The organism is Acholeplasma laidlawii PG-8A, assembly GCF_000018785.1.
GTDB lineage: Bacteria > Bacillota_I > Bacilli_A > Acholeplasmatales > Acholeplasmataceae > Acholeplasma > Acholeplasma laidlawii.
In genome coordinates, this window is sequence record NC_010163.1 from 1236604 (window position 1) to 1260109 (window position 23506).

The 23506-nt window shown below is 31.9% G+C and carries 29 protein-coding genes; 4 read left to right on the plus strand and 25 right to left on the minus strand.

The window, feature by feature from the left end; all coding sequences use genetic code 11:
- Positions 1 to 3: 3 nt before the first annotated feature.
- The 11 genes from ACL_RS05855 to ACL_RS05905 all read right to left on the minus strand — a co-directional run bounded on the left by ACL_RS05855 (position 4) and on the right by ACL_RS05905 (position 8464).
- Positions 4 to 1629, minus strand: coding sequence for a putative bifunctional diguanylate cyclase/phosphodiesterase (locus ACL_RS05855; protein WP_012243113.1), 1626 nt, complete (start codon positions 1627 to 1629; stop codon positions 4 to 6).
- Positions 1630 to 1776: 147 nt separating this feature from the next.
- The gene (locus ACL_RS05860) at positions 1777 to 2619 is read right to left on the minus strand and encodes a diacylglycerol/lipid kinase family protein (RefSeq protein WP_012243114.1); all 843 of its coding nucleotides are present in this window, start codon (positions 2617 to 2619) and stop codon (positions 1777 to 1779) included.
- Positions 2620 to 2627: 8 nt separating this feature from the next.
- Complete coding sequence (gene tyrS, locus ACL_RS05865; protein ID WP_012243115.1) at positions 2628 to 3860, minus strand: tyrosine--tRNA ligase; 1233 nt, start codon at positions 3858 to 3860, stop codon at positions 2628 to 2630.
- Between the two features lie 254 nt (positions 3861 to 4114).
- Entirely contained in the window at positions 4115 to 5107 is a 993-nt protein-coding gene (locus tag ACL_RS05870) for a LacI family DNA-binding transcriptional regulator (RefSeq protein WP_012243116.1), read from the minus strand.
- Positions 5108 to 5278: 171 nt separating this feature from the next.
- Positions 5279 to 5641 (minus strand): 50S ribosomal protein L19, encoded by a 363-nt coding sequence (gene rplS / locus ACL_RS05875; protein ID WP_012243117.1) that lies wholly within the window; start codon positions 5639 to 5641, stop codon positions 5279 to 5281.
- An 84-nt stretch (positions 5642 to 5725) separates the two neighbouring features.
- A complete protein-coding gene (gene trmD, locus ACL_RS05880) occupies positions 5726 to 6457 on the minus strand; it encodes a tRNA (guanosine(37)-N1)-methyltransferase TrmD (RefSeq protein WP_012243118.1) in 732 nt (243 codons plus the stop codon).
- Positions 6454 to 6933 carry a ribosome maturation factor RimM gene (rimM, locus tag ACL_RS05885; RefSeq protein ID WP_012243119.1) on the minus strand — a complete coding sequence of 160 codons (480 nt, stop codon included), beginning with the start codon at positions 6931 to 6933 and terminating at the stop codon, positions 6454 to 6456. Before rimM ends, trmD begins: the two co-directional genes overlap by 4 nt.
- A 3-nt stretch (positions 6934 to 6936) precedes the next feature.
- Positions 6937 to 7185 carry a KH domain-containing protein gene (locus ACL_RS05890; RefSeq protein ID WP_012243120.1) on the minus strand — a complete coding sequence of 83 codons (249 nt, stop codon included), beginning with the start codon at positions 7183 to 7185 and terminating at the stop codon, positions 6937 to 6939.
- Positions 7186 to 7206: 21 nt separating this feature from the next.
- Positions 7207 to 7449: a 30S ribosomal protein S16 gene (gene rpsP / locus ACL_RS05895; protein WP_012243121.1), complete on the minus strand. Its 243-nt coding sequence runs from the start codon at positions 7447 to 7449 to the stop codon at positions 7207 to 7209.
- An 84-nt stretch (positions 7450 to 7533) separates the two neighbouring features.
- Positions 7534 to 7764: a YlbG family protein gene (locus ACL_RS05900; RefSeq protein ID WP_012243122.1), complete on the minus strand. Its 231-nt coding sequence runs from the start codon at positions 7762 to 7764 to the stop codon at positions 7534 to 7536.
- Between the two features lie 4 nt (positions 7765 to 7768).
- Positions 7769 to 8464 (minus strand): pseudouridine synthase, encoded by a 696-nt coding sequence (locus ACL_RS05905; RefSeq protein ID WP_012243123.1) that lies wholly within the window; start codon positions 8462 to 8464, stop codon positions 7769 to 7771.
- Positions 8465 to 8507: 43 nt separating this feature from the next.
- On the opposite strand from ACL_RS05905, the gene def reads away from it, so the two are divergent.
- Positions 8508 to 9095 (plus strand): peptide deformylase, encoded by a 588-nt coding sequence (gene def, locus ACL_RS05910; protein WP_041634280.1) that lies wholly within the window; start codon positions 8508 to 8510, stop codon positions 9093 to 9095.
- A 65-nt stretch (positions 9096 to 9160) separates the two neighbouring features.
- Here the strand turns inward: def and ACL_RS05915 are convergent, their stop codons facing one another.
- The 4 genes from ACL_RS05915 to thiI are packed head-to-tail and all read right to left on the minus strand — an operon-like array spanning position 9161 to position 13879.
- Positions 9161 to 11020, minus strand: a complete 1860-nt coding sequence (locus ACL_RS05915; RefSeq protein WP_012243125.1) for a beta-N-acetylhexosaminidase — start codon at positions 11018 to 11020, stop codon at positions 9161 to 9163.
- 14 nt (positions 11021 to 11034) lie between these two features.
- Positions 11035 to 11931 carry a TIM barrel protein gene (locus ACL_RS05920; protein ID WP_012243126.1) on the minus strand — a complete coding sequence of 299 codons (897 nt, stop codon included), beginning with the start codon at positions 11929 to 11931 and terminating at the stop codon, positions 11035 to 11037.
- Positions 11931 to 12632, minus strand: a complete 702-nt coding sequence (locus tag ACL_RS05925; protein WP_012243127.1) for a TrmH family RNA methyltransferase — start codon at positions 12630 to 12632, stop codon at positions 11931 to 11933. Before ACL_RS05925 ends, ACL_RS05920 begins: the two co-directional genes overlap by 1 nt.
- An 8-nt stretch (positions 12633 to 12640) precedes the next feature.
- On the minus strand, positions 12641 to 13879 hold the full coding sequence (gene thiI, locus ACL_RS05930; RefSeq protein WP_012243128.1) for a tRNA uracil 4-sulfurtransferase ThiI: 1239 nt from the start codon (positions 13877 to 13879) through the stop codon (positions 12641 to 12643).
- 128 nt (positions 13880 to 14007) lie between these two features.
- On the opposite strand from thiI, the gene ACL_RS05935 reads away from it, so the two are divergent.
- Positions 14008 to 14472: a GAF domain-containing protein gene (locus ACL_RS05935; protein WP_012243129.1), complete on the plus strand. Its 465-nt coding sequence runs from the start codon at positions 14008 to 14010 to the stop codon at positions 14470 to 14472.
- Positions 14473 to 14636: 164 nt separating this feature from the next.
- Positions 14637 to 15233 (plus strand): 30S ribosomal protein S4, encoded by a 597-nt coding sequence (gene rpsD, locus ACL_RS05940; protein WP_012243130.1) that lies wholly within the window; start codon positions 14637 to 14639, stop codon positions 15231 to 15233.
- Between the two features lie 54 nt (positions 15234 to 15287).
- Here the strand turns inward: rpsD and ACL_RS05945 are convergent, their stop codons facing one another.
- The 10 genes from ACL_RS05945 to ACL_RS05990 form a co-directional block, all read right to left on the minus strand.
- Positions 15288 to 15980, minus strand: a complete 693-nt coding sequence (locus ACL_RS05945; RefSeq protein WP_012243131.1) for a PIG-L deacetylase family protein — start codon at positions 15978 to 15980, stop codon at positions 15288 to 15290.
- Positions 15981 to 16958, minus strand: a complete 978-nt coding sequence (locus ACL_RS05950) for a GNAT family N-acetyltransferase (protein ID WP_012243132.1) — start codon at positions 16956 to 16958, stop codon at positions 15981 to 15983.
- 135 nt (positions 16959 to 17093) lie between these two features.
- A complete protein-coding gene (gene pdo / locus ACL_RS05955) occupies positions 17094 to 17735 on the minus strand; it encodes a protein disulfide oxidoreductase (protein WP_012243133.1) in 642 nt (213 codons plus the stop codon).
- Between the two features lie 4 nt (positions 17736 to 17739).
- Positions 17740 to 18708, minus strand: coding sequence for an NAD(P)/FAD-dependent oxidoreductase (locus ACL_RS05960; protein WP_012243134.1), 969 nt, complete (start codon positions 18706 to 18708; stop codon positions 17740 to 17742).
- Between the two features lie 22 nt (positions 18709 to 18730).
- Positions 18731 to 19207, minus strand: a complete 477-nt coding sequence (locus ACL_RS05965) for a hypothetical protein (RefSeq protein ID WP_012243135.1) — start codon at positions 19205 to 19207, stop codon at positions 18731 to 18733.
- A 230-nt stretch (positions 19208 to 19437) separates the two neighbouring features.
- Positions 19438 to 20202 (minus strand): triose-phosphate isomerase, encoded by a 765-nt coding sequence (gene tpiA, locus ACL_RS05970; RefSeq protein ID WP_012243136.1) that lies wholly within the window; start codon positions 20200 to 20202, stop codon positions 19438 to 19440.
- A 5-nt stretch (positions 20203 to 20207) separates the two neighbouring features.
- Positions 20208 to 20453: an HPr family phosphocarrier protein gene (locus ACL_RS05975; protein ID WP_012243137.1), complete on the minus strand. Its 246-nt coding sequence runs from the start codon at positions 20451 to 20453 to the stop codon at positions 20208 to 20210.
- A 20-nt stretch (positions 20454 to 20473) separates the two neighbouring features.
- Positions 20474 to 21022 carry a helix-turn-helix domain-containing protein gene (locus ACL_RS05980; protein ID WP_012243138.1) on the minus strand — a complete coding sequence of 183 codons (549 nt, stop codon included), beginning with the start codon at positions 21020 to 21022 and terminating at the stop codon, positions 20474 to 20476.
- Positions 21022 to 22221: a phosphoglycerate kinase gene (locus tag ACL_RS05985; RefSeq protein ID WP_012243139.1), complete on the minus strand. Its 1200-nt coding sequence runs from the start codon at positions 22219 to 22221 to the stop codon at positions 21022 to 21024. Before ACL_RS05985 ends, ACL_RS05980 begins: the two co-directional genes overlap by 1 nt.
- A gap of 90 nt (positions 22222 to 22311) precedes the next feature.
- Entirely contained in the window at positions 22312 to 22713 is a 402-nt protein-coding gene (locus ACL_RS05990; RefSeq protein ID WP_041634292.1) for a competence protein ComK, read from the minus strand.
- 76 nt (positions 22714 to 22789) lie between these two features.
- Here ACL_RS05990 and ACL_RS05995 point away from each other — a divergent pair, with 76 nt between their 5' ends.
- Complete coding sequence (locus ACL_RS05995) at positions 22790 to 23500, plus strand: hypothetical protein (protein ID WP_012243141.1); 711 nt, start codon at positions 22790 to 22792, stop codon at positions 23498 to 23500.
- Positions 23501 to 23506 lie beyond the last annotated feature (6 nt).

Consider the following 23506-nt stretch of genomic DNA (forward strand, 5'->3'; position numbering starts at 1 on the left):
TTTTTATACCATATTTTTATAAAACGCTTCAAGGTCTTCTCTTTCTAGAGGTTTAGATAGGTAATAGCCTTGTACAATGTCACAGTTCATACTTTTAAGTATATTGAGTTGTTCTTTCGTTTCAACCCCTTCTGCAATAACTTTAATATTCAAATCATGTGCTAAGCTTATTAATTTTTCTATCATTTTTTGGTAATTTGGCTTTGTTATATTTGTGATAAATGATCTATCCAGTTTAACAAAATCCATTGGTACATTGACTAGGTGTATTAATGAATTGTACCCAGTACCAAAATCATCTAATGATATTTTAATGCCCATCTGTCTAAATTCTTTAAAAAGCTCTATGACTCTTTGACTTTTATCAAGTACACTTCTTTCAGTAACTTCTAGTTCTATTAAAGAAGGGTCAATCTCACAATCAGTTAATATATGCTTAATGAATGAAGTAAAACCATCATGATTAAAATCTCTCGGGGATATATTGATGGATGCTTTAATTTCAAGTCCTACGGATTTTAGGTACTTTAATTCTTCGATTACTCTCCTTATAACGATTCTTGTTATTTCCGTCATAAGCCCTGCTTCTTCAGCAACTGGTATGAACACTAAAGGACTAATTGTACCCTTAAATGGGTGGTGCCATCTTAATAGCGCTTCTACACTTTTATGTCCCTCACCCTTTAGACATATTTTAGGTTGATATACTAAGTGAAATTGATCATTTTTTATTGCATGAAGTAATTCAGGTATAAGCTCACCATGCAATTTACTTCTTCTTTCCATTTCATCATCAAATTCATGAATACCAAAGTCATTAGTTGTTTGATCTAAAATCATAGCTGATTTTTTTAATGCATCATGGGCATCTTTTATGTGTACTGGATATTGAACAATACTTCCATTTAATAAGATTCCTATTCTATATTTGTCTATTTGGATGGAATCAGCAGTCTGATTAATTAGATCATTTCCTATCCCAAGCGCGTAGCTATAATCCGAGGATGGGATAATTGCTGTAATTTCATTAGAACTTATAGAATAAACCATGTTTTTATGATTATCCGAAAGCATTTCAGATATTTTAATTAAAACCTTAGTCCCAATTTCATAGGTCATATTTTGTCTAATACTATTCATATTAACAATTCTAAATCCTAATAATGAAAACGGTGTTTTAGATTCAATAAATTCATCTAAATCATATTTTAATTTATTCATGTTAGGGTAGTTTGTTATACTACTAACATATAATCTTTCAAGTTCCAATTTTTGATATGCCTTTATTTGTTTATTTAATAAGGCGTTGATAGCACCAATTGCTATAAATATAACCACTCTAAATACCCAAGTCGTAGCCGGTTGCATAATCTCTGCCTGAACATCTTGTGGCATAAAGGGACCAAGGATTAAGCCTGAAATAAGCGCAATCACAATGGTTTGCCAAAAGCCTAATGCATATCCTGCAATTAGAATTGGTATATACATCAGGTGGGTATAAGAATATCTTGAACCACCAAAAATATAGACAATTAAAGCAACAACTACAACCATTAATAAGATTATCAGCCATTTTGTAAAGGAACTATATGTAAACTTTGAATTCTTGTTTAAAAAGTTATTAAGCATACAATCACCTGTTATTTTCTATAATAAAAAAATATGTCTGTTGCCCTCTTGATTATGTTTATTATACTACATATTTTAAAACCTTAGATATATTTGAAAAAAATCTAGACTGAAATGGTATTCAATCTAGACTGATTTTTCTATATTCTATTTATTTTTAAATACTTCAAACTCTCTTACAGGATATTCATGTTCACCATCTCTTTGAAGATAGCTATCTGTTAACATCGATACTTTGATGTGTTGTCCTTTGTAAAATCTTACAAAATTTCTAAATATTTTATGCCATCCTAAATAGATAGTTGGAAATATCATAAAAATCAACCATCTAGGTACCTTTTTTATGACTACCAATTCTAAATGATTAAGTTTCCGTAATTTTTTAGGTGCGAGTTTCATACCGCCACCAAAATAAGGTGCGTTCATTGCTGTGACAAACCAAACTTTATTTTCTTCCCATACCTTACCATCGACATCAATTAACACCGATACTGGTTTATAAGACATAAATGATTTAAAAGCATTCTTAAAATAGTTTGATTTATTCTTAGATTCCTTAGAAGTGTTCACATTATAACAAACAAGTCCATCAAGACCAACACCAGCACCATTTAAAAATAATTCTTCTTTACCATTTACTTTTAAGATTGGTAGATTTTGAATGTATGGTTTAATGTCAACCAAGTGCTTTTTGGATTTAATGCTGCGCATAAAATCATTACCGGTACCTGCTTTATACATATAGATCTGTGGTTTTATTTCAATACCTTTAATTTGGTTTACAACACGGTTTAAAGTACCATCACCACCAATTAAGATCATACGATCCTCTTCATTATAACCATTTAAAAACTTTTCAACATCCCCTATTTCAAGTAGGTTAACAATTTTAGATGATCTCTCTTCTTTGATTGCTTTTTTATGAAGTTTTTCTGCAATTTTTATATTTTTGCCCTTGTTTGATAATGGGTTATATAAGATTATCTCCATCGCTATATTTAAAATACGATGAGTGCGTATTTTTTCTTCCCTCTTCTAATGATTGCATATGTATCAAATGCTTTTGATGTTTCTCCTACATTATACATGGAATCTGTTATCTTTTCACCTTGAATACTTATAGCACCATTTGAAATAAACTCTCTTGCTTCTCTGTTAGAGGAAGCAAGTTTTGATTTTACTACAAGCTCAATTAAACTTTCACCATTAAAACGCACCACGTCAATAACGCTTTCTAGTGTCTTATAAGCTGATTTTGTTAAACCATTAAACTCACCACTAAATAATGCTTCTGTTACTTGGAGTGCAGTTTCTAATTCTTCTTTACCATGTACTAATTCTACAACCGCTTTAGCTAATACTTTTTGAGCGTGGCGTAGCTCTGGTTTTTCACGGTGTGTTTCTAAAATGGCTTCAATCTCATCTTGTTCAATTAATGTTAGAAGTTTTAAGAATTGTTCAATATCTGTATCACTACTATTTAAAAAGTATTGGTATAACTCATAAGGTGATGTAAGTTCTTTATCTAGCCATAATGCACCAGATTCTGATTTACCAAATTTTGTACCATCCGCTTTTAATAATAGTGGGCTAGATAATCCAACTGCATCATTTTTACCTAATACACGGCGAATCAGTTCTAATCCAGATGTTAAGTTACCCCATTGGTCTGATCCACCAAATTGAATTTTAACATCACGGTTTTGGTATAGATTTAACCAGTCAATGGACTGTAAAATCATATAAGAAAACTCTGTATAAGAAATACCTGATTCTAATCTTTTTTGAACCGTATCTTTATGTAACATATAAGATACACTAAAATGTTTTCCATAATCTCTTAAGAAACTAATTAAATCGATTTTAGATAACCATTCATAGTTATTTACAAACTCTACATTACCTTTAATAAGTCCTTTGATTTGGTTTTCAATTTTCTGAGCATTTTCAAGTGATTTTTCAAGTGTTAATAAAGAACGTTCACTTGTTTCTCTTGGATCTCCAATCAAACCTGTACCACCACCAATTAATACAACCGGTGTATGTCCATGTTTTTGTAGGTATAACATACGTACAATTTGGACTAAGTGTCCGACTGTTAAAGATTCACCTGTTGGGTCATAACCCACATAAAATTTAATTTTTTGTTCATTTAATAATTGTTTAGCAAGTTCAAGATCACTAACATCTTTGACCATGCCTCTATATTCTAGTTGTTTAAATAAGTCCATTTTCTTCACTATCCTTCTTTATACTTTCATATCTTATCATAATTTATTAAAAAATAAGTCCCTAGGTTGAAAAATCAACCTAAGGACGCATTATATCGTGGTACCACCTTAGTTCACATTGCTGTGCACTCATTTATTTCATTTAATCTCATTAGTTGTACTTCATACATATCATTAACTTCTAGTCTTCCACCATATACTAGATCTCTTTTTATAAGTTGATATATATTACTTAAGTCTAAATCATCGATCGATTAAATTGATTCTCTGTTAATAATTCTGTGAGGTAAGATGATTCTTGTATTTTCAACATCTTGAGATTGCATTAACTTGGTTAATAATCTCATAGAAACAGCACCAATATCATATACTGGAATATCAATAGATGTTAATTCAGGTCTTGATAATGTTGCATACTTGGTATTTTGGAAACCAGCAATTTTTAAGTTCTCTGGCACTTTTTTACCGTTATTGATTGCTGTGTTTAAAAATGATACTGCAATAGAGTCTCTAACTGCAATTGCCCCATCTACATTAATATCTGCAAAGAATGTCTCAAAGTGCGGTTTATTAATCGATGTGTCACCACTGGTTCTAAAAATCATTGGTTCAAGTTTAGCTTCAACCATAGCCTTTGTATAACCTTCTTCTTTTTTATCATTCACACTATATCTTCTAGCTGTTGATAGTAAGTAAATGTCTTTACAGTTCTTTTCAATTAATTTTTTAGTAATTTCATATCCTGCTTTAACATAGTCAATCGATACAGTAGGTACGATTGGATCTGATGTTGCAACATTAGCAAACACATAAGGAATCTTGTTTTCATTAAACATACGTTTAATTAATTCAACATCTTTATCGCTTAATTCATCATTTAAATAAAGAATGCCATCCACTTGTTCTGCAACAATATTTTGTAAGGTATCTAGTACATCAGCTTCATCATGTATGGTAAAAAGTTTAATAGAATATTTATACTTTTCAGCAATATCAGCAATACCGCCTAACATTTCAGAAACAGATGCTCTAGTAATATCTGAAATGACAACACCGACTGTTGTTGTTTTTCTACTCGCTAGACCTCTAGCGATAACGTTTGGTCTATAACCTAACTCTTTAATTACTTTTAAAACACGTAAACGCGTTTCTTCTTTAACCTTCTCTGGTGAATTTAAAACTCTGGAAACTGTAGCTAATGAAACACCTGCAGCCCCAGCAACGTCATAAATAGTTGCATTACTCATAGATATCACTCCTTTAATATTACAAATTATATCATATATTGTAAGCACTTACAATATGTAATGTAACAAAATGTAAAAACTTTCATAAACCGAACATATTATACATAAAAATTGTATTTATAAAAAGAAGAGCACTCAAGTACTAGGCTTGAGTGCTCCACTATCAACAAATTAGTTTTGTTTTCTTTCTTTAATACGTGCAGCTTTTTTACTTAAAGTACGGATGTAATTTAATTTAGCTCTACGTACCACACCGTAACGAATGACTTCAATACGATCTACTGCAGGTGAGTGTACTGGGAATGTTCTTTCAACACCAATACCACTTGATAATTTACGTACTGTAAATGTTTCACCAATGCCAGCGCCTTGACGTTTAATTACTAAACCTTCAAATAACTGGATTCTTTCTTTCGCGCCTTCTTTAATTTTAACGTAAACACCAACAGTGTCTCCTGCGTTAAAACTTGGGCGTTCCATTAAGTGCTTTTTTGTGATTTCAGCGATTAACGCTTGACCTTTTAGTTTTGCCATATAACGATTCTCCTTATTCTACGTCTGTTCTTGAGTAGATAAAACTCAGCGGACCAGCGTGCTTTTTAAATTATACATGAAACCCTATTGGGATTCAAGATTTTTTTTTATTTTACTTAATATCTTACTTTCTTCCTTGGTAAGATCTCTATTCACTAATAAATCAGGTCTTTTGAGATATGTTTTCTCTAAACTCTTCTCTAAGCGCCATAATCTAATTTTTTCATGATGTCCAGATTTTAATATATCTGGAACGCTCATGCCTAAATATTCATCAGGTTTAGTATATTGTGGGTATTTAAGTAACCCTTGTTGATGGGTATCTTCCATGTAAGATGCTTCATTAATCACACCAGGAATTAACCTTGTAATACTGTCTGTAATCACCATTGCAGGTATCTCACCGCCAGTTAATACATAATCACCAATACTTATTTCTTCATCGATTAAGTTTTGAATACGATCATCAATACCTTCATAATGCCCACAAATTAAAATTAAGTGTTTAATTTCATCACGCCACTTGGTTGCTACTTGTTGATTGAAGACATTACCTTGTGGTGATAATAAAACTGTATACGTATCTTTAGTTTTTAATTTGTTAATAAGTTTATGAAAAGGTGGATAGATCATTAACATACCCGCACCACCACCATAGGGTGTATCATCAATTTTTCCACCTTTTAAATCGGTATACAATCTTAAGTCGTGGATATTGATTTCCACACGCTTATCTTCGATTGCATGCTTGATTTTAGATGTTGTTAAAAATTGATCAAAGAAGTTTGGGAAGATTGTAATAATATCAATAATCATATTAAACCTTCTATCGTTTCAATGTGAATAGATGTTTCATCAACTGATTTAATGAATTTATCTATAAACGGTATAAGCACTGTCTTACCGTTATCATCTCTAAGAATTCTTAGGAGATAACCTTGTGGTACATCCACTAATTCTAAGACTGTTCCAATCAAATAATTATGTTGATCATATACTTTAAGACCAATTAATTTGGGCAGATGAAATGCATCTGATTCTAAATCAAGAGGCTCTTCATCCGTATAAATTTCTTGTTGTTTTAAGTGTTCCACGTCAGTTAAAGTTGGATAGCCTACAAATGAGACTAATAATAAATCCTTTTGCTCTCTAACAGTTTGAATTTTGTATTTAGTGTCTTTAATGATAACATCAAAACCTTTTACAAAACGATCAAAATCTGTATGGGGTTTAATTTTAACTTCACCCTTGATGCCGTGGGTTTGCACCACTTTACCAATAGAATACAACATTGATTAATACGTATCGATGTGTAAATGGACACGTTTACCAACTTTAGATGCACCTGCATAAACGATGGTACGGATTGCAGTTGCAATCTTTCCACCTTTACCAATTACACGACCTAAATCTTGTTCATTTACAAGTAATTGAATATGAACGATTTGATCATCTTCTGATAATACTTTTACAGAAACATCATCTGGGGAAACCACTAATGGCGTAACTATTTGTTTGATTAACTTTGCAAAATCTACTGCCATATGTTTGACCCCCTTTTATAATTATTTGTTTAAAACATTAAACTTTTTGAATAAACTCTTTACTGTGTCTGTAGGTTGTGCACCGTTATTCATCCAAGCTTGAACTTTTTCGCTATCAACTGCTACAGCGCCTTTGATTGGTTCATAAGTTCCAACTATTTCTAAGAATTTTCCATCTCTTGGTGCTTTAGCATCAGCTGCTACAATTCTGTAGAATGGACGTTTATGATTACCAAAACGTTGTAAACGTAATTTAACTGCCATATTATTTTCTCCTTATATCTAAATTTAATTCCATACTATTTTAACACAATAATAACATCTGTCAAGTAGTTTTGGTTGACAATGTTATATATTGGCATTTTCGTCATAAAATAGTGAAGGAGTTACCCCAATAAACCCTTTAACATTCTTTAGATGATTGACTAAAAGCTTTTCACCCTTAGCTTCATCAAGGTATACAATCGCGTAATTAAATTTTTTAGAGATGTAAGTTAGATTCACATCCATCTTACTTAATCTTTTAGGTACTTCTTTACCTTTAAAGTCGACTATAAATGCACATCTTTTTATTTCCATAGTATTACCTTCCAAATATATCGTTTTCTTCAATTTCTTTATATGTTCCCGGTTCTAGATCAAGTGTTAGAGCACCAATTTGAATTCTCTTTAAATTAGTCACCAAAAACCCAACTTCTAAAAACATCTTTTTAACTTGATGAAATTTACCTTCATCAATGGTTATATATGCAACATCTTCCTTATAATGTAGGTCTAGTGCTATACCGATATAAGGCATGCCATCTTCACCCATAATTTCAACACCTTGAAGTAGTTTTAACTTGGATGACTCGTTAAAGTGTTTATCGAGTTTAGCTTCATATACTTTTCTGATTTTCTTCTTAGGGTGTGTGATTTGGTGAACCAAATCACCACTCGTTGTAAGAATGACTAACCCTTCAGAATCATAATCTAATCTACCTGCGATCTTTAAATCATATTGATTATAAGGTGCACCGATTAGTTCAAATAATGATGGGTAAATTTCTGCTTTATGACTTGATAAATAGCCTGCAGGTTTATAAAAGGAAAGTATGACATTTTCTTTATAAATGACTTCGGTGCCATTAACGAATATTTTATCATAATTTGGGTCAATTTTAACATCGGATGATTTAACGGTTAAATTACCCACTTTAACAAGCCCGTTTTTAACCATTAATTTAATTTCTTTTCTACTCCCATAATTTAAGTTAGAGAGGAATTTGTCTAGTCTCATCATAATCTCCTTATGATATAATATGTCTTAGAGGTGAATACATATGATTAAAATGAACCATATCATTAGGGAAGGACACCCTAGTTTAACAACCCCATCAAAACCCGTCCTATTACCATTATCTCAAAAAGATATAGATTTAGGTAAATCTCTAATAGAATATGTGAAAAATAGTCAAGATGATGCAATGGTTAAAAAACATCGCCTTCGCCCATCTGTTGGACTAGCTGCACCACAAATTAACGAATTAAAAAGAATGTTTGCTATGCATGTAGAAGATATGGACGGTACCCTTTATTCTTACGTGATGATTAACCCTGAAATTGTTGGTCATACTCACGAAGAAACCTACCTACCTGGTGGTGAAGGATGTCTTTCAGTAGACCGTGCAACAAGTGGTTTAACACCAAGATACTACGGTATCATGGTAAGAGGCTATCATCTTGATTTTGAAAGCTTAACGGCTAAACCAATTGAGTTAACCTTAGAAGGTTATCCTGCAATTGTATTCCAACACGAATATGATCATTTAGACGGTATTATGTTTACATCTAAATTATATCCTAACTTACCAAATGCATTCCCGTTATTCGAAACATCTGAGGAAGAATCAGAACCGATTGCTGAATAAACTTAAGGCTTAGAACCCAAATTGATATGAGTTCTAAGCCTTTTATTTTTATTGATTATTTTAAATTAAACTGTAACACCAACAGAGACAACTGGTTTATATCTAAACTCTGCAATGTTGTGTGATTTTTGTACCACATCTTTATTTCCATAGTAATCAAGTACTTCAACTTCAAGTTCTTCAATACGTGTGATTTGACCATTTAGATATTGGTTTAATTTAAGTATGGCTGTATCTATTCTTTGTAAGATACCACCAATTCTTAAATCTTGAATCTCATAACCAAATGCTTTATTTTCTAGATACCATTGTTTCATAAAGGCGTCTTTAAATTCAACAATTAGTTTTTTAGTTTGTTTTAGATCGCGTAAGGATTTTAATAAACCATCTTTATCTTTTCGTTGATACGAACCTCTAAGTTCAACACCTAATAACACTTTTTTCTTTAAGACTTTGAGCAGGGCAAATTGAGTTTCAAATATATATCTATATTCACCATAGTTATCCATTTGTTTTTTCATCTTATTGACATGTTTTGTATAGATTTTAGGATAGTGTGCTTCTGTCGTTGAATCTAGTAGTCCTAGTAAGATGTCATTATATAGGAAGTGTTTATTTGCAGTTGATTTGTGTGCTAAGTTATTTGTGAGTTGGTTCGCACTATCAATTAGCATGAAGGCATCAAAGTCTACTTTGGTAACCACTTTAAATGTATGTTTAAATGCATCATCAATCTCTTGGTGTCCATATTTCAATACACCATTATAAGCAAGTGAAGGTAGAATTGAAAACGGTGATGCTTCTGCTCCATTATCGCCCCATGAGGTGATAATGACATTATCTACACCTTTATTTGCACAAGCAATCATACTTGCTTTATTTGCTGCTAAACTAAAACGGTTATCCGGTGTGAATCCAATCCATTTCCATGCACCACCTGCAAAATAAATTGGGTTATTAAATGCTTGATGTTTTTCAATCATTTTTTCATAATGATCGACATCCGTATGATAATAGTCCCAATAAACTAAACTAACTTCTTTAGGTACTTGATCAATGGTTGATTGAGGAATTTGTTTTTCCTTGTTGTAGTAATCTCCCCAACCTTGAGCAAAGAACATATCTGACCACATCATAGGTTCTAACCCGTATTTTTTACAAATATCTAGTACTCTTCTTAAGTGTTTAACCATGATTTCAAATCTATTTTGATAACCATTTTTATCTAGGTATTTACCACGACCTAACATGTAAGCCTCATCCATACCAATGTTAATCTTTTTAGATTTAAAGGTAGTTGCAACTGTTTGAATCATCTTTTCGATGAACTCATAGGTTTTTTCTTCACCTACTAATAAAATATCTAAGGTATCAAATAAATGACCGTATTGACGATATCTTGTAATGGCATTTAAATGAGCTAGTGTTTGGATACAAGGTACTAACTCCATACCTAACTCTTCAGCAAACTCTTCAATTTCTTGAAGTTCTACTTTGGTATATGCACCGCGCATATAGCCAAAGAAAGGTTCACCTTCCATTTCAAATGTATCTTCTGTATAAAGTTGAAGTGCATCATAACCAAAGATAACTAAGTTTAATAGATAGTCTTTCACTGTTTCTGTGGTTGCTACTGCATTTCTTGATGCATCTAACATGAACGTTAAGTTCTTAATCTTTTTTGGATAGTCTATTTTAAATGTTGCCTTATCTTCGTTTTCTTTAAATACTCTTAAAGCTACGTAGAGTTCATTGTGTGAGCTGATTTGAATATTTAAGTGTGTCGATGTTTTTTCCACACTTAAATGTGGTGCTAATGCTACATGAACCACAAGTCCATTATCACCAAGCTCTATACCTAACTTTTCTGCTACAAGACTAAATCCATTTTGGTATTTTAAATCTAAGTTTTTGATACTTAACATATTTACGCCCTTCCTTATCCTAGTGCTATTTTTTTATTTAAAAACATGAGTGAGAGTACTGCCATTTGTACAAGTAAAACTCTGTACGTATCTGCAGATGTGTAACGTTCTATGAAATCATTATAGATTTTTAATTCGTGTTTAGTCTTTTTAGAAACAAGCTTTGAAAACCAGCCTTGGCCGTTTGCAGTGCCTAGAAGTTCCACTAAACTTGAATCTAAAACGATATAACCATCAAATGATTTTTTAATAAATCTTTTAGCAATCCTGGCAACCGGTATATGTTCACCACTACCAATTACACGGCCAGCCCCAGTTTTATCAATATCTTCCATAATGAGCATGCCAATATAATCTCTTAAGATACGGTATGCTGTGACTTCTGCTTCATTTATCTTATACAGATAAGTGTAATCAAATATAATTTCTACATGTTTATGTTTAAGTTCATCTAAAATGTATCTGTACATTTTAGGTGTATGTTTATCACTAAACTTAATCAATATTTTAAGTTTATATTTTCTAATGATTTTAATGTGTTCAGTTATTACTTCAACAATATGATTATAGTCATTTACAGTTTCATCAAATACTGGAATGGTATATACATAATATGAAGCGTTAAACTTTTTAACACGTGTGACCGTTTCTTCTAGTAACTGATTATAAGGATCCAATCCATCCATTTGATCCATATGAAAGGATGGTAAGAGTGGATCTACTGCTAAAACACGTATCTTTTCAAATTGTGGGTATATTAAATCTAGTTTATCTAAAGGCATTTCATAAATGGCTTTGCCACCAATACGTCTTAGCATATAGTGAGTTAATTTTAGTTTTTTAAATAAGTCTATTTGAGTTTCTATATCGGCTTGTTTATAATCTAGGAATGTGGATAGAATAGCTTTCATCACTGTTTACTCCATTCATACATAAGTATGGAACCTGCAACTGTGACATTCAAACTTTCAACATGGTGTGTTTCAATATTTAATCTACCATCCAATAGTTCAATGGTTTTACTTCTTAAACCTTGTCCCTCATTACCTAATACTAAAATAAATGGTTTAGTTTTATCTGGTTCTAACTCCGATTTATGCGCATCTGCACCAAATACTTGATAGCCATTTTGTTTTTTTAGCGTGATGAATTCATGAATATCCAGTCTTTCAATATATAAGTCAAAAAGTGCACCACCAGATGCACGAATTGTTTTGTCATTATATAAGTCTGCAGTGTGATTTGAAAACACCACATGCATAAAGTTAAATGCAAGTGCACTTCTTAATATAGCACCGACATTATCTGGATTTTGAACATCATCTAAGACTAAGATTTGATTTGAAACAATAGGTGTTGAAACTTTTTTGCATACTGCAAAAACATCATACGATGTTTCAGTCACTTTCAGTTCTTTCATGAGCACTTCACTAATTAGGGTTCCCTCAATATTTGGGTTTGTTGTAACAATCTCTTCTACAACACCTTTTTTAAGTGCTAAATCAACAAAGGTTTGGCCATAAACTATATATTGATCCATTTGATCTCTATATTTTTTAGTTTTAAGCTTCATCCATGATTTAAATTTCTTATTGTCTTTAGATTCTATCATGTAATAAACTACTCCTGTGTATATGAACTTAATGCATCTTTCACATCAAAGCCGTGTAATGCGATTTCAAAATCAGTGGTAGGGGTAATAATCATTGTTTGAACATTCTTAAGTGCATCTTCTAAGAGTTCTTTAAACTCAAATCTAGATTCTTCTTTCAATGCTTGGTCAATGGTTGGTTTAGTAACTGGGTTTCTTGGTACATAAATTGAGCAGCAATCATTAAACGGTAAAATAGATATATCATATGTATCTATTTTCTTAGATATATTAATAATATCATTTTTGTCATAAGTAATAACCGGTCTTAAAATAGGTATAGAGGTTACATTTTCAATAACTTTAATACTACTTAAGGTTTGACTTGCTACCTGGCCAACGGATTCACCATTAATTAAGGTATCTAAACCATGTTGATTTGCATAGATTTCACCTAATCTGTAGAACATACGACGCATGATCGTAATAATGTACGGATCTGCTACATAACTTAGTATCGCTTCATGTATTTTAGTAAACGGTACAAGATGTAGTTTAATCTTATTATATGGTGTATAGTATGCTAATTTTTTTGCAATTTCTATAACCTTTTGAACAGATTCTAATGGTGTAAGTGGTGTGGATTCAAAGTGGAATAATTCCACATCAATGCCTTGCTTCATCATAAGATGTGCCGCCACTGGGGAATCAATACCACCAGATAACATCACTAAGCCTTTACCACCTAAACCTATTGGAAAACCACCTAGTGCAGGTATTTTACCAACATAGATATAAGTGCCTTCGCTTCTTAGTTCAATATCTAAAACTGTTTCAGGATTTCTCACTTCTACTTTTAACCCGTCAAATGATGGAAGTACGAGTGATGCCACTTTTTGTGAGATTTCTAAAGATTTTAGTGGATAGTTTTTATCCGTTCTCTTCGTCTCTATTTTAAATGTTGTAGGAAGTTTAACTTCCTTTTGAATCACTTCTTTTGCAAGCTGTGCAATAGATTCAATATCTTTTGTTGTTTTGTAGATGTAACTAAATGAGTGTATACCGGATACATATCCTAGTTGTTTAATCACTTCATCACTATCTACTTCATTAAAATGAACATATATACGATCATGTTGGAAAGTATACTCTACATTTACGTTTTTTAACTTACTTCTTATATTTTTTTTAATCTGGCCGATGAATTTAGGTTTGTTCTTACCTTTTAGTACTAAATCACCAAAGCGAATTAAAATTGCCTTTTCCATAATATCACCATGTATTATTATATCATTTAAAGTAGATAAACATTATGTCATAATTTGGATATTTGTTTCACTTAACATAAAAACTGATATAATATTTCATATTATAGACAAGAAGAGGTGTTTTAAAAATGGATTATAAAGTATTGTTAGAAAGTGCTGAAGGCTTACTTTCAACCGAACCAACAAATCTTTCAATTTTAAGTAATGCATCAGCATTCTTAAATGATGCTATCCCTGATTTGAATTGGGTTGGCTTTTATATGTATAAAAATGGTATTTTAACACTTGGACCCTTCCAAGGTAAAGTTGCATGTAATTTAATTATGCCTGGTAAAGGTGTAGTCGGTACAAGTTACTCTAAAAATGAAGTGATTGTTGTTAAAAATGTGCATGAAATTGAAAATCATATCACTTGTGATCCAATCTCTATGTCGGAAACTGTCATCCCAATTAGACATAACGGTGCTATTTGGGCTATACTAGATTTAGATAGTCCAGTTGAAAATAGATTTGATAAAGATCTCGTCGACTTTTTACAACAATTCGGTCTATTAATTGAAAATTATATTGACTTTAGTAAGGGTTTAATATAAAATAAGTAAGCGGTCAAAAGCAGGCCAAAAATAGGTTTATAAATATCCCTTCATTATATGGATGCACTAAGTAATTTTCTTCTGCTAGAAAGTGAAAAGGAATTTGCGGATTATATAGATTTATGATGGTGTGTTTACCCAAAAATAAAAAGGAGGTAAATTCTATGTCACGTTTTACAGGATCAACTTGGAAAGTTTCTAGACGCTTAGGTTATTCAATATCTGAAACAGGTAAAGAATTAAAGAAAAGACCTTATGCACCTGGACAACACGGTCAAAGACGTTCCAAATTATCTAACTACGGCATTCAGTTACAAGAAAAACAAAAAGTACGTTTTGTTTATGGAGTAAGTGAAAAACAATTTAAGAAAACTTTCCTTGAATCTGCAAAGATGCAAGGTAAACAAGGTGAGAACTTCTTAAAACTTTTAGAATCTAGATTAGATAACGTTGTGTATCGTTTAGGTTTTACAAAGACTCGTGCTCAAGCTAGACAATTAGTGAACCATGGTCATATCTTAGTTGATGGAAAGAAAGTTGATATTCCATCATACAGATTAGCACCAGGACAAACAGTACAATTGAAAGAAAAGAGCAAGAACTTAACAATCGTTAAAGAAGCTTTAGAAGCTCAATTCGCACATGTTGACTATGTTGCATTAGATGCTAATGGTGTTGGAACATTCTCAAGACTACCAGAGAGAAACGAATTCTTATTCGATATTAACGAACAATTAATCGTTGAATTCTACAACAGATAATAGGTTTACAAAAGTAAAGGACATTTTATTAAATGTCCTTTTTTCTTTTTCTATTTAAAATGATTGTTTGATAACCTTTTTAGTAAGTTCTTCTACGTTGAATGCTTCTGCATATTGTGTTCTAGCTTCACAACCTCTGACAATCATTAATGCTTCATAGTATCTCTTATATTCGAATGACTTAGAGTGAATCGCAAACCAGTGACTGTCGATTGCTTTTTGCCATAACTTATAACCAGCCTCAGATACATTTACATAGACATAAGGTTTAAAGTCAATTGGGTCTTCCCAGTTTTCTGCATAGTATGGTCCACTTGCATAGTGTGGTGGTAGGTCCGTTTCAAAACCTTTAATGCCTGCATAAAATTGAGCATCTTTAACAATATGATACGTTGCTTCATGATCTTTATGCATCGAATTTTTCCAGTGTGTAATTAAAACATCAGGCTTGTGTTCTCTAATCAGTTTTGCGACTTCAAATTTTACTTTATCATTGGTAAGTAGTTCACCATCACTATAAGGTAATACAACACTTATACCACCAAGCATGTCAGCAAAACTAACCGCTTCACTTTCTTTTTGCTTTCTATATTCTTTAACACTTAAGTGTGGTGGGTTTCCTTTTTCTCCACCAGTAAGTGCAACAATAACTATCTTATGTCCTTCTAAACTCATTGTTGCAAGTGTGCCACCACAGGTGAGTTCCATATCCCCTATGTGGCCACCAATTGCCATAATCGTTTTCATCTAAAAATCCACCTTTCTCATATCTATAAATGTTCTAACAATCTTAAAACCTTCTTTTTCATACATACGTCTAGCAGGATTGTTCTCACCTGTAAATAACGTCATGTAAGATGCGCCTAAATTCTTTAAGCCCATGACCAGTTTTGCAAATAAGGCTTTACCAAGGCCAAATCCCCTAAATTCAGAATGTGTTCCTATACCTGCAAAATACCCTCTCTTATTAGCCTCAACAATTAACGGTCCTGTAAATCCTATCACTCTATGATTAAATGTTGGTACTAGTAAAGTATTCTTATCTTTCATTTTCTCAACATGTATGGTGACTGTTTTTTTCCATACAGGACTTCCTAAATCGTCTAATAATTCTACTAACCCATGATCTTTTTCAATATCATAGTAAGCAAACTTAACACCCTTTTCTTCTACACTTGAAATGACCTCACTTGTTTGATTACTAAATTCATAGTCTCTAATATCCATATAGTATGCATTTTGAACAGCAAAATCTATATAGTTCTTAGATTTAAAGAATAGGTAAGCAACTGAGTTTTGATCAATACCTGGAGCATTTGGATGTATTGCATCTGTGTTAGGGACAATCCAACTAAAGCCTACTGGATTAAAAAATACAATTTCAATTTTTTTCACCATAAGATCTTGTTTGATCAAAGTATCTTCTAGTGTTTTTAGCAACATTGAGCCTATGCCTTTTCTCATATGTTTTTCATCAACAATAATCATTGAAATATAAGATTTTTTAGTGTCTTTATCATAGGTACCACTAATAAATCCGGTAACTTGATCATTTTCTACTGCAACAAAAGAATGAATATCATAGATTGAAGTGGATTCTAGGAACTTCATTCTAAACTGATCGATGTTTAGTTTTTCATATAGAAAGTCACCTCTATTTGTAGTTTTGTTAAATAGATTGAGTGCTTCACTTAAGTGTTTATCTTCCAACTTGGTAATATGCATGTGTATCTCCTTATGAAGTTATGTATTGATTGATTCCTATATTTATTTTATCATGTTATCTTAATAACACTACATAAACAAAAAAACTATAACTAGCAAATCATTTATGGACTAGTTATAGTTTTTTTTATATGATTAAATTTTTTCTATTTCGTTTAAGAATGCTTCAATTGGTTGATTACCTAAGAATTCATACTTATCGTTAATAATAATCTTTGGTACACTGCTTACATTATATTTCATGGATAAATCACTAAAAGTTTGAGCTTCATAAGCATCTGCTGTAATATTAGGATTTGTCATTGCAAGTCTAAATGCACTTGATACTGCACCAGGACAATGTGGACAACTTAATGTTACAAACACTTTAATGTTCACATCTTTGTCAATTTTGCTTAATCTTGCAAGTGTCTTTTCATCAAAGAATGGCTTAGTTGAAGCACTATCAATTAATGCTGAAATAAGTGAATTGATTTCATGACCTGCAGGTATACCATTGAATCTAAAGTTTCTAAAGTTATTGTTTTGATCTAGTATAACAAATGTAGGTGCTAAGGTTACATTGTACTTTTCAGCTTCTACTTTATCGTCTTCTAGTGTTCTTTCAACAAAAGTAATCTTATCATTTAAAGCACTTACTTCTTCTAGTAATTGTAAAGTTGGTTCACATGTTTCACAATCATGTGATGTGAATAAAATGACTTTGATTGGATTATCCATCATTTTTAATACTTCTTTAATTTGTCCAGCTACATCTGGTGTTAATAAACTTTTCATTTTGTTATTCTCCTTTGAATTTTAAATATTGGTTTGCATGTATAGCTGCTTTTGCACCTTCTGCTGCAGCTATGATAATTTGTTTGTGGGGTTGATCTACCATATCACCTGCTGCATATAGCCCAGGTATATTAGTTTCTTGTTTACTATTTACGATGACCTCATGATAGTCATTTAGTGTTACGAAGTCTTTAATAAACTTCGTGTTTGGTTTCATACCAATGGCAACAAATAAGCCATCTGCTTTAAAGTTTGAAGTTTGATTGGTCTTCTTATCTAAAATGGTTAAACTATCTACTTGATTCCTACCATGTACTTCAAGTATTTGAGTTTCTAACATATAATCAATCTTGTCGTTTTTATACATATTTTCGAGTAGTATTTTATCTGCTCTAAACTTTGATCTTTGAATAACTGTAACTTTTTTAGCCCATTTAGCTAAATCGAGTGCAGATTCTATTGCAGAGTTTCCACCACCTGCAACAACAACGTGTTTGTCCTTGTAAAATGGTGCATCACAGATCGCACAATAAGATATACCTTTCGCATCAAAGATATCTTCTCCTGGAATACCTAACTTTTTAGGTGTGCTTCCTGTTGAGAGTAAAACTGTTTTTGATTGAATGATATCACCATTGTTTAAATATATTTGAAATAAATTATTATCTTTTGTGATTTTATCGACATAAATTTTATCTAAAACTGGAATTTCGAACTGTTTTACATGTGAGATAAACTTTTCAGTTAATCCACTACCTGTATCATTTGGTAAACCTAAGTAGTTATCTACATCATTGGTATTTAGTAATTGACCACCTATATCATAAGTAATGATACCGGTTGTCATACCAAGACGATGTGCATAAATGCTTGCATTTAATCCAGATGGACCACCACCAATAACAAGAAAGTCGTATATTAATTGTGTGTTGAATGTGTTATGAAGTTGTGTGTCTAAATTAAAGTTAAACATAAATAATTCTCCTTAATCTGCTCTAAAGTTTAATTTTACAAACACCTGAGTGTATTTGTCTAATCACTATACCTAAGCCTATGACAATAAGTACAAGTGACATGATTTTATATGGGAATCCTGCAAGTGGTAATGCAATGACACTAAAGCTAATGCCGATTGCTGCAAAAAATGCTATCACACAACTTGTACAACCATAGGTTAGTATACCAAATAATACCGATACAAACCCTAAATTTGATGCTTTAGATTCTCTACCCTTAATCTCTACCATTGCTGTGGATAAATTCATTAAAAGCGTTGATAGAATTGCCATGATAACATTCATGAAGATGTTAATCACTACAAGATACGTACCGAATTGGTTTGCCATGGCTTCATAGGACATATTTAAGTAATCTACGATAAAATATATAAACAAGAACAACAATAGAAATATCATACCTTGAATCACATATTTTTTAGTTTTTAAAAGATCAAATGCTAGTTTTACCATCATATTCACTCCTTATTTGCAATTATAATTATACCATGTGGGGTATATTGATAAATTAATATGCTTTAAAGTGTTAAATATTAGGATTTTACCCACATTTATACTTTTTAATGCATTATTTGACCATTTATACCTATAAGGGTATACAGAATGTTAACCAGGTACATATGTTTCCTTTATTTTAGCATAATAAAAGGGTCATGGCGTTCATCCATGACCCACTTTAAGTTCATTTATTTGTTTTTTGCTGCTTTTGTAAATGTTAAGAAGTTTTTATGATCTAATGCTGCGCCACCGATTAAAGCACCATCGATGTCTGATTCTTGTAATAGACTTTCGATGTTATCTGGTTTAACAGAACCACCATATAAGATACGTACTTGAGCTGCAACTTCAGCACCATATAGGTCACTTAGTTTAGCACGTACATCTTTGATTGTATCGTTTGCCATTTGTGGTGTAGCAGTTTTACCTGTTCCGATTGCCCACACTGGTTCATAAGCCACAATTGTTTTTAATGCTTGTTCTTTAGAAACACCTTCGAATGCTTTGTCTAATTGAACATCTAATACTTCTTTAGTCTTATTTGCTTCTCTTGTATCTAATTGTTCACCGATACATAAAATTGGAGCTAAGTCATATTTAAATGCAGCATGCATTTTTAAATTTACGTCTTTGTCTGTTTCATTAAATAAACTACGACGTTCTGAGTGTCCAATTAAGATATATTCAGCACCAGCAGTTTTTACTTGTGCAGGTGAGTTTTCTCCAGTAAATGCGCCTTCATCAGCATAGTGCATATTTTGTGCACCAATACGGATATGTTCGCCTTCACGTTTTACTAATAAGTTTAATAAGATTGCTGGTGCACAAATAATAGACTCAACTTCGTCTCTACTTGGTACTGCAGCATTTACAGCAAAAATGAATTCTAAAGCCTCATCTTTAGTTTTAAACATTTTCCAGTTTGCTGCAATTACAGGTATTCTTTTTGCCATCAATATTAACCTAAGATTGAAGAGATGTCTTTAATTGCTTCTTCGGCATGAGGTCCTGATGCAACAATTTTAACGTTCTCACCTTTAGGTACTGCTAAACTCATTAATCCTAAAATTGATTTGAGATCAACAACTTTGTCTTTATAGTATAATTTGATATCTACAGCATATTTAGATGCTGTTTGGACAACTTTAGCAGCTAGAGTTGCATGAAGTCCAGCGGTAGATCCGATGATAATTTCTTTTTCCATAATCATTCTCCTTTATTTTTTTAAAACATTGGTGGTGTGGAGATCCATAGGATTCTTGCCACACTATTTCCTAAATTTTGTAAGTAGTGTTCTTTATTAGCCATGTAATAAAAGGTTTCGCCTTTTTTTACGATGTGTCTAGTTTTATTTAATACTAAGGTCACTTGACCTTCTAATACATATCCAAACTCTTCCCCAGGGTGTGAATCATCAATTGTTGATTGACCGCCCGGCATGATTTCAATAATAATTGGTTCCATTTCATACTTTAAAGCATTTGGAACAATCCATGAAATTGTAGACCCTAAATCAGGGTTTTCCTTTTCGTAAAAGTCTTCCTTGGTAAATACGATTTTTGCGTCTTCGCCTTCTGGTTTAGAAAAGAACTCATGTGTTTCAACACCTAGTACTTCAAGCAATGAGAATAATGTTTGAATGGAAGGTGAAGTTAAATTGTTTTCTAATTGTGAAATATAGCCTTTAGTCAATTCTAAGCGGTTAGCAAGTTCTTCTTGAGTCAGGTTGTTACCAAGTCTGAGTGCTCTGATTTTCTTGCCGATATCTATCATTAGATTACATCTACCAATTCTACACCTGGTAGTACTTTACCTTCTAGATATTCTAAAGATGCACCACCACCGGTTGAGATGTGACTAAATTTATCTTCAAGACCAAATTTTGCAACCGCTGCTGCAGAGTCTCCACCACCAACGATTGTAATTGCTTTACCATGTAAGTCAGCTAACGCTTTAGTTACTTCTAATGTACCATTAGCGAATTTTTCCATTTCAAATACGCCTTGAGGTCCATTCCATACAACTGTTTTAGCACTTGCAATAATTTCTTTAAATCTTGCTACTGTCTTAGGTCCAATATCTAAGCCCATTTCATCTGCTGGAATTGCATCAAATGATCTTACATTCGTTTCAGTATCTTTATCAAATGCTTTACCTGTAACAACATCAAAACCTAATTCAATTTTACCCTTAGATAACTCAAGTAATTCTTTAGCTAAATCTAATTTATCTAATTCTACTAAGGATTTACCTACTTCAAAGCCTTGAGCTTTTAAGAATGTAAATGCCATACCGCCACCGATTAATACTTTATCAGCAACTTTTAATAAGTTTTTAATCACTTCAATTTTATCAGATACTTTAGCACCACCTAAAATCGCAACGAATGGTCTTTCAGGATTTTCTAAAGCACCACCAATAAAGTTAATTTCTTTTTCAAGTAATAAACCTGCAACAGAAACTTCCATATTGTTTGCAATACCAACGTTAGAAGCATGTGCTCTATGTGCTGTACCAAATGCATCATTTACAAATACATCCCCTAATGATGCCCAGTATTTACCTAACTCTGGATTGTTTTTAGATTCTTTGTTTCCATCTAAATCTTCAAAGCGTGTGTTTTCAAACATTAACACATCACCTGATTTTAGATTCTTAACTGCAGCCTCTAAAGCTTCACCTCTAGTTTCAGGAATAAATACAACAGGTCTGCCAATTAATTCTGATAATCTAGCAGCAACTGGTTTCAGTGAGTTTGTTGCTTTATCTTCAGCTGTTTTAATACGCCCTAAGTGTGAGAATAATATTAACTTAGCACCCTTTTCAATTGCATATTCAATTGTAGGTAAAGCAGCTGTAATACGTGTATCATCTGAGATAGATCCGTCTTTATTCAAAGGAACATTGAAGTCTACGCGCATTAATACACTCTTGTTTTTTAATTCGATGTCTCTAATAGTTTTTTTAGCCATTTTATTTCTCCTTATGTTAAACGTTTTTCCATGTCATATTATACCATGAACATAAAATTGTTGCCAATAACTTATTAATTGAAAGTGTATTCATTCTAAACTTACTTTATAATTAAGTACTTTAAATATTAGACTGACTAATCTTTGGTAGCTTTTAGTTGATAAACTGACCTTTATTCGGTAAGTTTCATCAAATATAAATTCTATATATTTATCCATATAAATAATTTCTTTTATCTGCATATAATTTATCCAAATACTATCGATATGATGATACGACTTTGTCGCAAAAAAAGCATACTTACTACTTAACACAATCGGTATTTTATATTGCTCCTTTGTAATATGACGCACTGATTTTTGATAACTTTCAAAACTTGTTAAATGCTTTACACATAGTTTTTTAACCACCGCTAATGCAGAGGTTCCAGATTTTCTTCTATTCGGATAAATGATGCCACCATCTGATTCATTTTTAATAAAGTAAATCACACTTATCACCCTTTTTTAAATCTATTATAAAGTGTTATAATGTTACTTGATAGTTATTACGAGAGGGTTTCCAATTATGCTTCAAGATAAAGATTTTAAACTAATTAAAGATAAAAAGATACGCAATTTATATCAAACTATCTATAGTCACCTAAAACATATTGATCAACTACAGACAGTCGATGAACTTAAAGCGCATGAAACGCTTTTTAAAGCATATAAGAATGGCTATACATCAAACCATAAGATGTTTAAAGCATTTCTTAAAGAACACTTATCAAATCCTTATATTTATATTGATTGGTTCCAAGTATTTATAACCTCTAAAATAGATTATTTAAATAGACCAAAATTAAAACACTTAGATGAACTTTTAAAGTACTGTGAACTTCAATCCACATTTGGTTATCTATTTTTAATAACAGACACACTTGCTAAACATCATGTGGGATTTATCAATTTAATTTCTAGAATAGATATCTTAAGTTATATACTTATACATGACCTAGATTTGGATAAAACACATCTACCGTATTATCCTCAAAACCTTATTCAAGATTTCGGTATAGAATATGCCATGGATGGTCGTTTAATGAAGAATGAAAAGTATATTGCCCTTTGGGAGTATATACACTTTAAAATCCAAGGATTTATTAAAGAACTAGATACTGCTTTAATTCAATTTCAAGCGCACGAGGTCACATTAATTACATTTTATATAGAACATATTGGCTTAAAACTTAAACAAAAAAGAACATATTTAATGGACTATATAAAAACACTTTAAACTAAA

Excerpts from the sequence above, each read along its gene's own strand:
- ACL_RS05855 (WP_012243113.1), bottom strand. The coding sequence starts at position 1,629 with ATGCTTAATAACTTTTTAAACAAGAATTCAAAGTTTACATATAGTTCC.
- ACL_RS05860 (WP_012243114.1), bottom strand. The coding sequence starts at position 2,619 with ATGGAGATAATCTTATATAACCCATTATCAAACAAGGGCAAAAATATA.
- tyrS (WP_012243115.1), bottom strand. The coding sequence starts at position 3,860 with ATGGACTTATTTAAACAACTAGAATATAGAGGCATGGTCAAAGATGTT.
- ACL_RS05870 (WP_012243116.1), bottom strand. The coding sequence starts at position 5,107 with ATGAGTAATGCAACTATTTATGACGTTGCTGGGGCTGCAGGTGTTTCA.
- rplS (WP_012243117.1), bottom strand. The coding sequence starts at position 5,641 with ATGGCAAAACTAAAAGGTCAAGCGTTAATCGCTGAAATCACAAAAAAG.
- trmD (WP_012243118.1), bottom strand. The coding sequence starts at position 6,457 with ATGATTATTGATATTATTACAATCTTCCCAAACTTCTTTGATCAATTT.
- rimM (WP_012243119.1), bottom strand. The coding sequence starts at position 6,933 with ATGTTGTATTCTATTGGTAAAGTGGTGCAAACCCACGGCATCAAGGGT.
- ACL_RS05890 (WP_012243120.1), bottom strand. The coding sequence starts at position 7,185 with ATGGCAGTAGATTTTGCAAAGTTAATCAAACAAATAGTTACGCCATTA.
- rpsP (WP_012243121.1), bottom strand. The coding sequence starts at position 7,449 with ATGGCAGTTAAATTACGTTTACAACGTTTTGGTAATCATAAACGTCCA.
- ACL_RS05900 (WP_012243122.1), bottom strand. The coding sequence starts at position 7,764 with ATGGAAATAAAAAGATGTGCATTTATAGTCGACTTTAAAGGTAAAGAA.
- ACL_RS05905 (WP_012243123.1), bottom strand. The coding sequence starts at position 8,464 with ATGAGACTAGACAAATTCCTCTCTAACTTAAATTATGGGAGTAGAAAA.
- def (WP_041634280.1), top strand. The coding sequence starts at position 8,508 with ATGATTAAAATGAACCATATCATTAGGGAAGGACACCCTAGTTTAACA.
- ACL_RS05915 (WP_012243125.1), bottom strand. The coding sequence starts at position 11,020 with ATGTTAAGTATCAAAAACTTAGATTTAAAATACCAAAATGGATTTAGT.
- ACL_RS05920 (WP_012243126.1), bottom strand. The coding sequence starts at position 11,931 with ATGAAAGCTATTCTATCCACATTCCTAGATTATAAACAAGCCGATATA.
- ACL_RS05925 (WP_012243127.1), bottom strand. The coding sequence starts at position 12,632 with ATGATAGAATCTAAAGACAATAAGAAATTTAAATCATGGATGAAGCTT.
- thiI (WP_012243128.1), bottom strand. The coding sequence starts at position 13,879 with ATGGAAAAGGCAATTTTAATTCGCTTTGGTGATTTAGTACTAAAAGGT.
- ACL_RS05935 (WP_012243129.1), top strand. The coding sequence starts at position 14,008 with ATGGATTATAAAGTATTGTTAGAAAGTGCTGAAGGCTTACTTTCAACC.
- rpsD (WP_012243130.1), top strand. The coding sequence starts at position 14,637 with ATGTCACGTTTTACAGGATCAACTTGGAAAGTTTCTAGACGCTTAGGT.
- ACL_RS05945 (WP_012243131.1), bottom strand. The coding sequence starts at position 15,980 with ATGAAAACGATTATGGCAATTGGTGGCCACATAGGGGATATGGAACTC.
- ACL_RS05950 (WP_012243132.1), bottom strand. The coding sequence starts at position 16,958 with ATGCATATTACCAAGTTGGAAGATAAACACTTAAGTGAAGCACTCAAT.
- pdo (WP_012243133.1), bottom strand. The coding sequence starts at position 17,735 with ATGAAAAGTTTATTAACACCAGATGTAGCTGGACAAATTAAAGAAGTA.
- ACL_RS05960 (WP_012243134.1), bottom strand. The coding sequence starts at position 18,708 with ATGTTTAACTTTAATTTAGACACACAACTTCATAACACATTCAACACA.
- ACL_RS05965 (WP_012243135.1), bottom strand. The coding sequence starts at position 19,207 with ATGATGGTAAAACTAGCATTTGATCTTTTAAAAACTAAAAAATATGTG.
- tpiA (WP_012243136.1), bottom strand. The coding sequence starts at position 20,202 with ATGGCAAAAAGAATACCTGTAATTGCAGCAAACTGGAAAATGTTTAAA.
- ACL_RS05975 (WP_012243137.1), bottom strand. The coding sequence starts at position 20,453 with ATGGAAAAAGAAATTATCATCGGATCTACCGCTGGACTTCATGCAACT.
- ACL_RS05980 (WP_012243138.1), bottom strand. The coding sequence starts at position 21,022 with ATGATAGATATCGGCAAGAAAATCAGAGCACTCAGACTTGGTAACAAC.
- ACL_RS05985 (WP_012243139.1), bottom strand. The coding sequence starts at position 22,221 with ATGGCTAAAAAAACTATTAGAGACATCGAATTAAAAAACAAGAGTGTA.
- ACL_RS05995 (WP_012243141.1), top strand. The coding sequence starts at position 22,790 with ATGCTTCAAGATAAAGATTTTAAACTAATTAAAGATAAAAAGATACGC.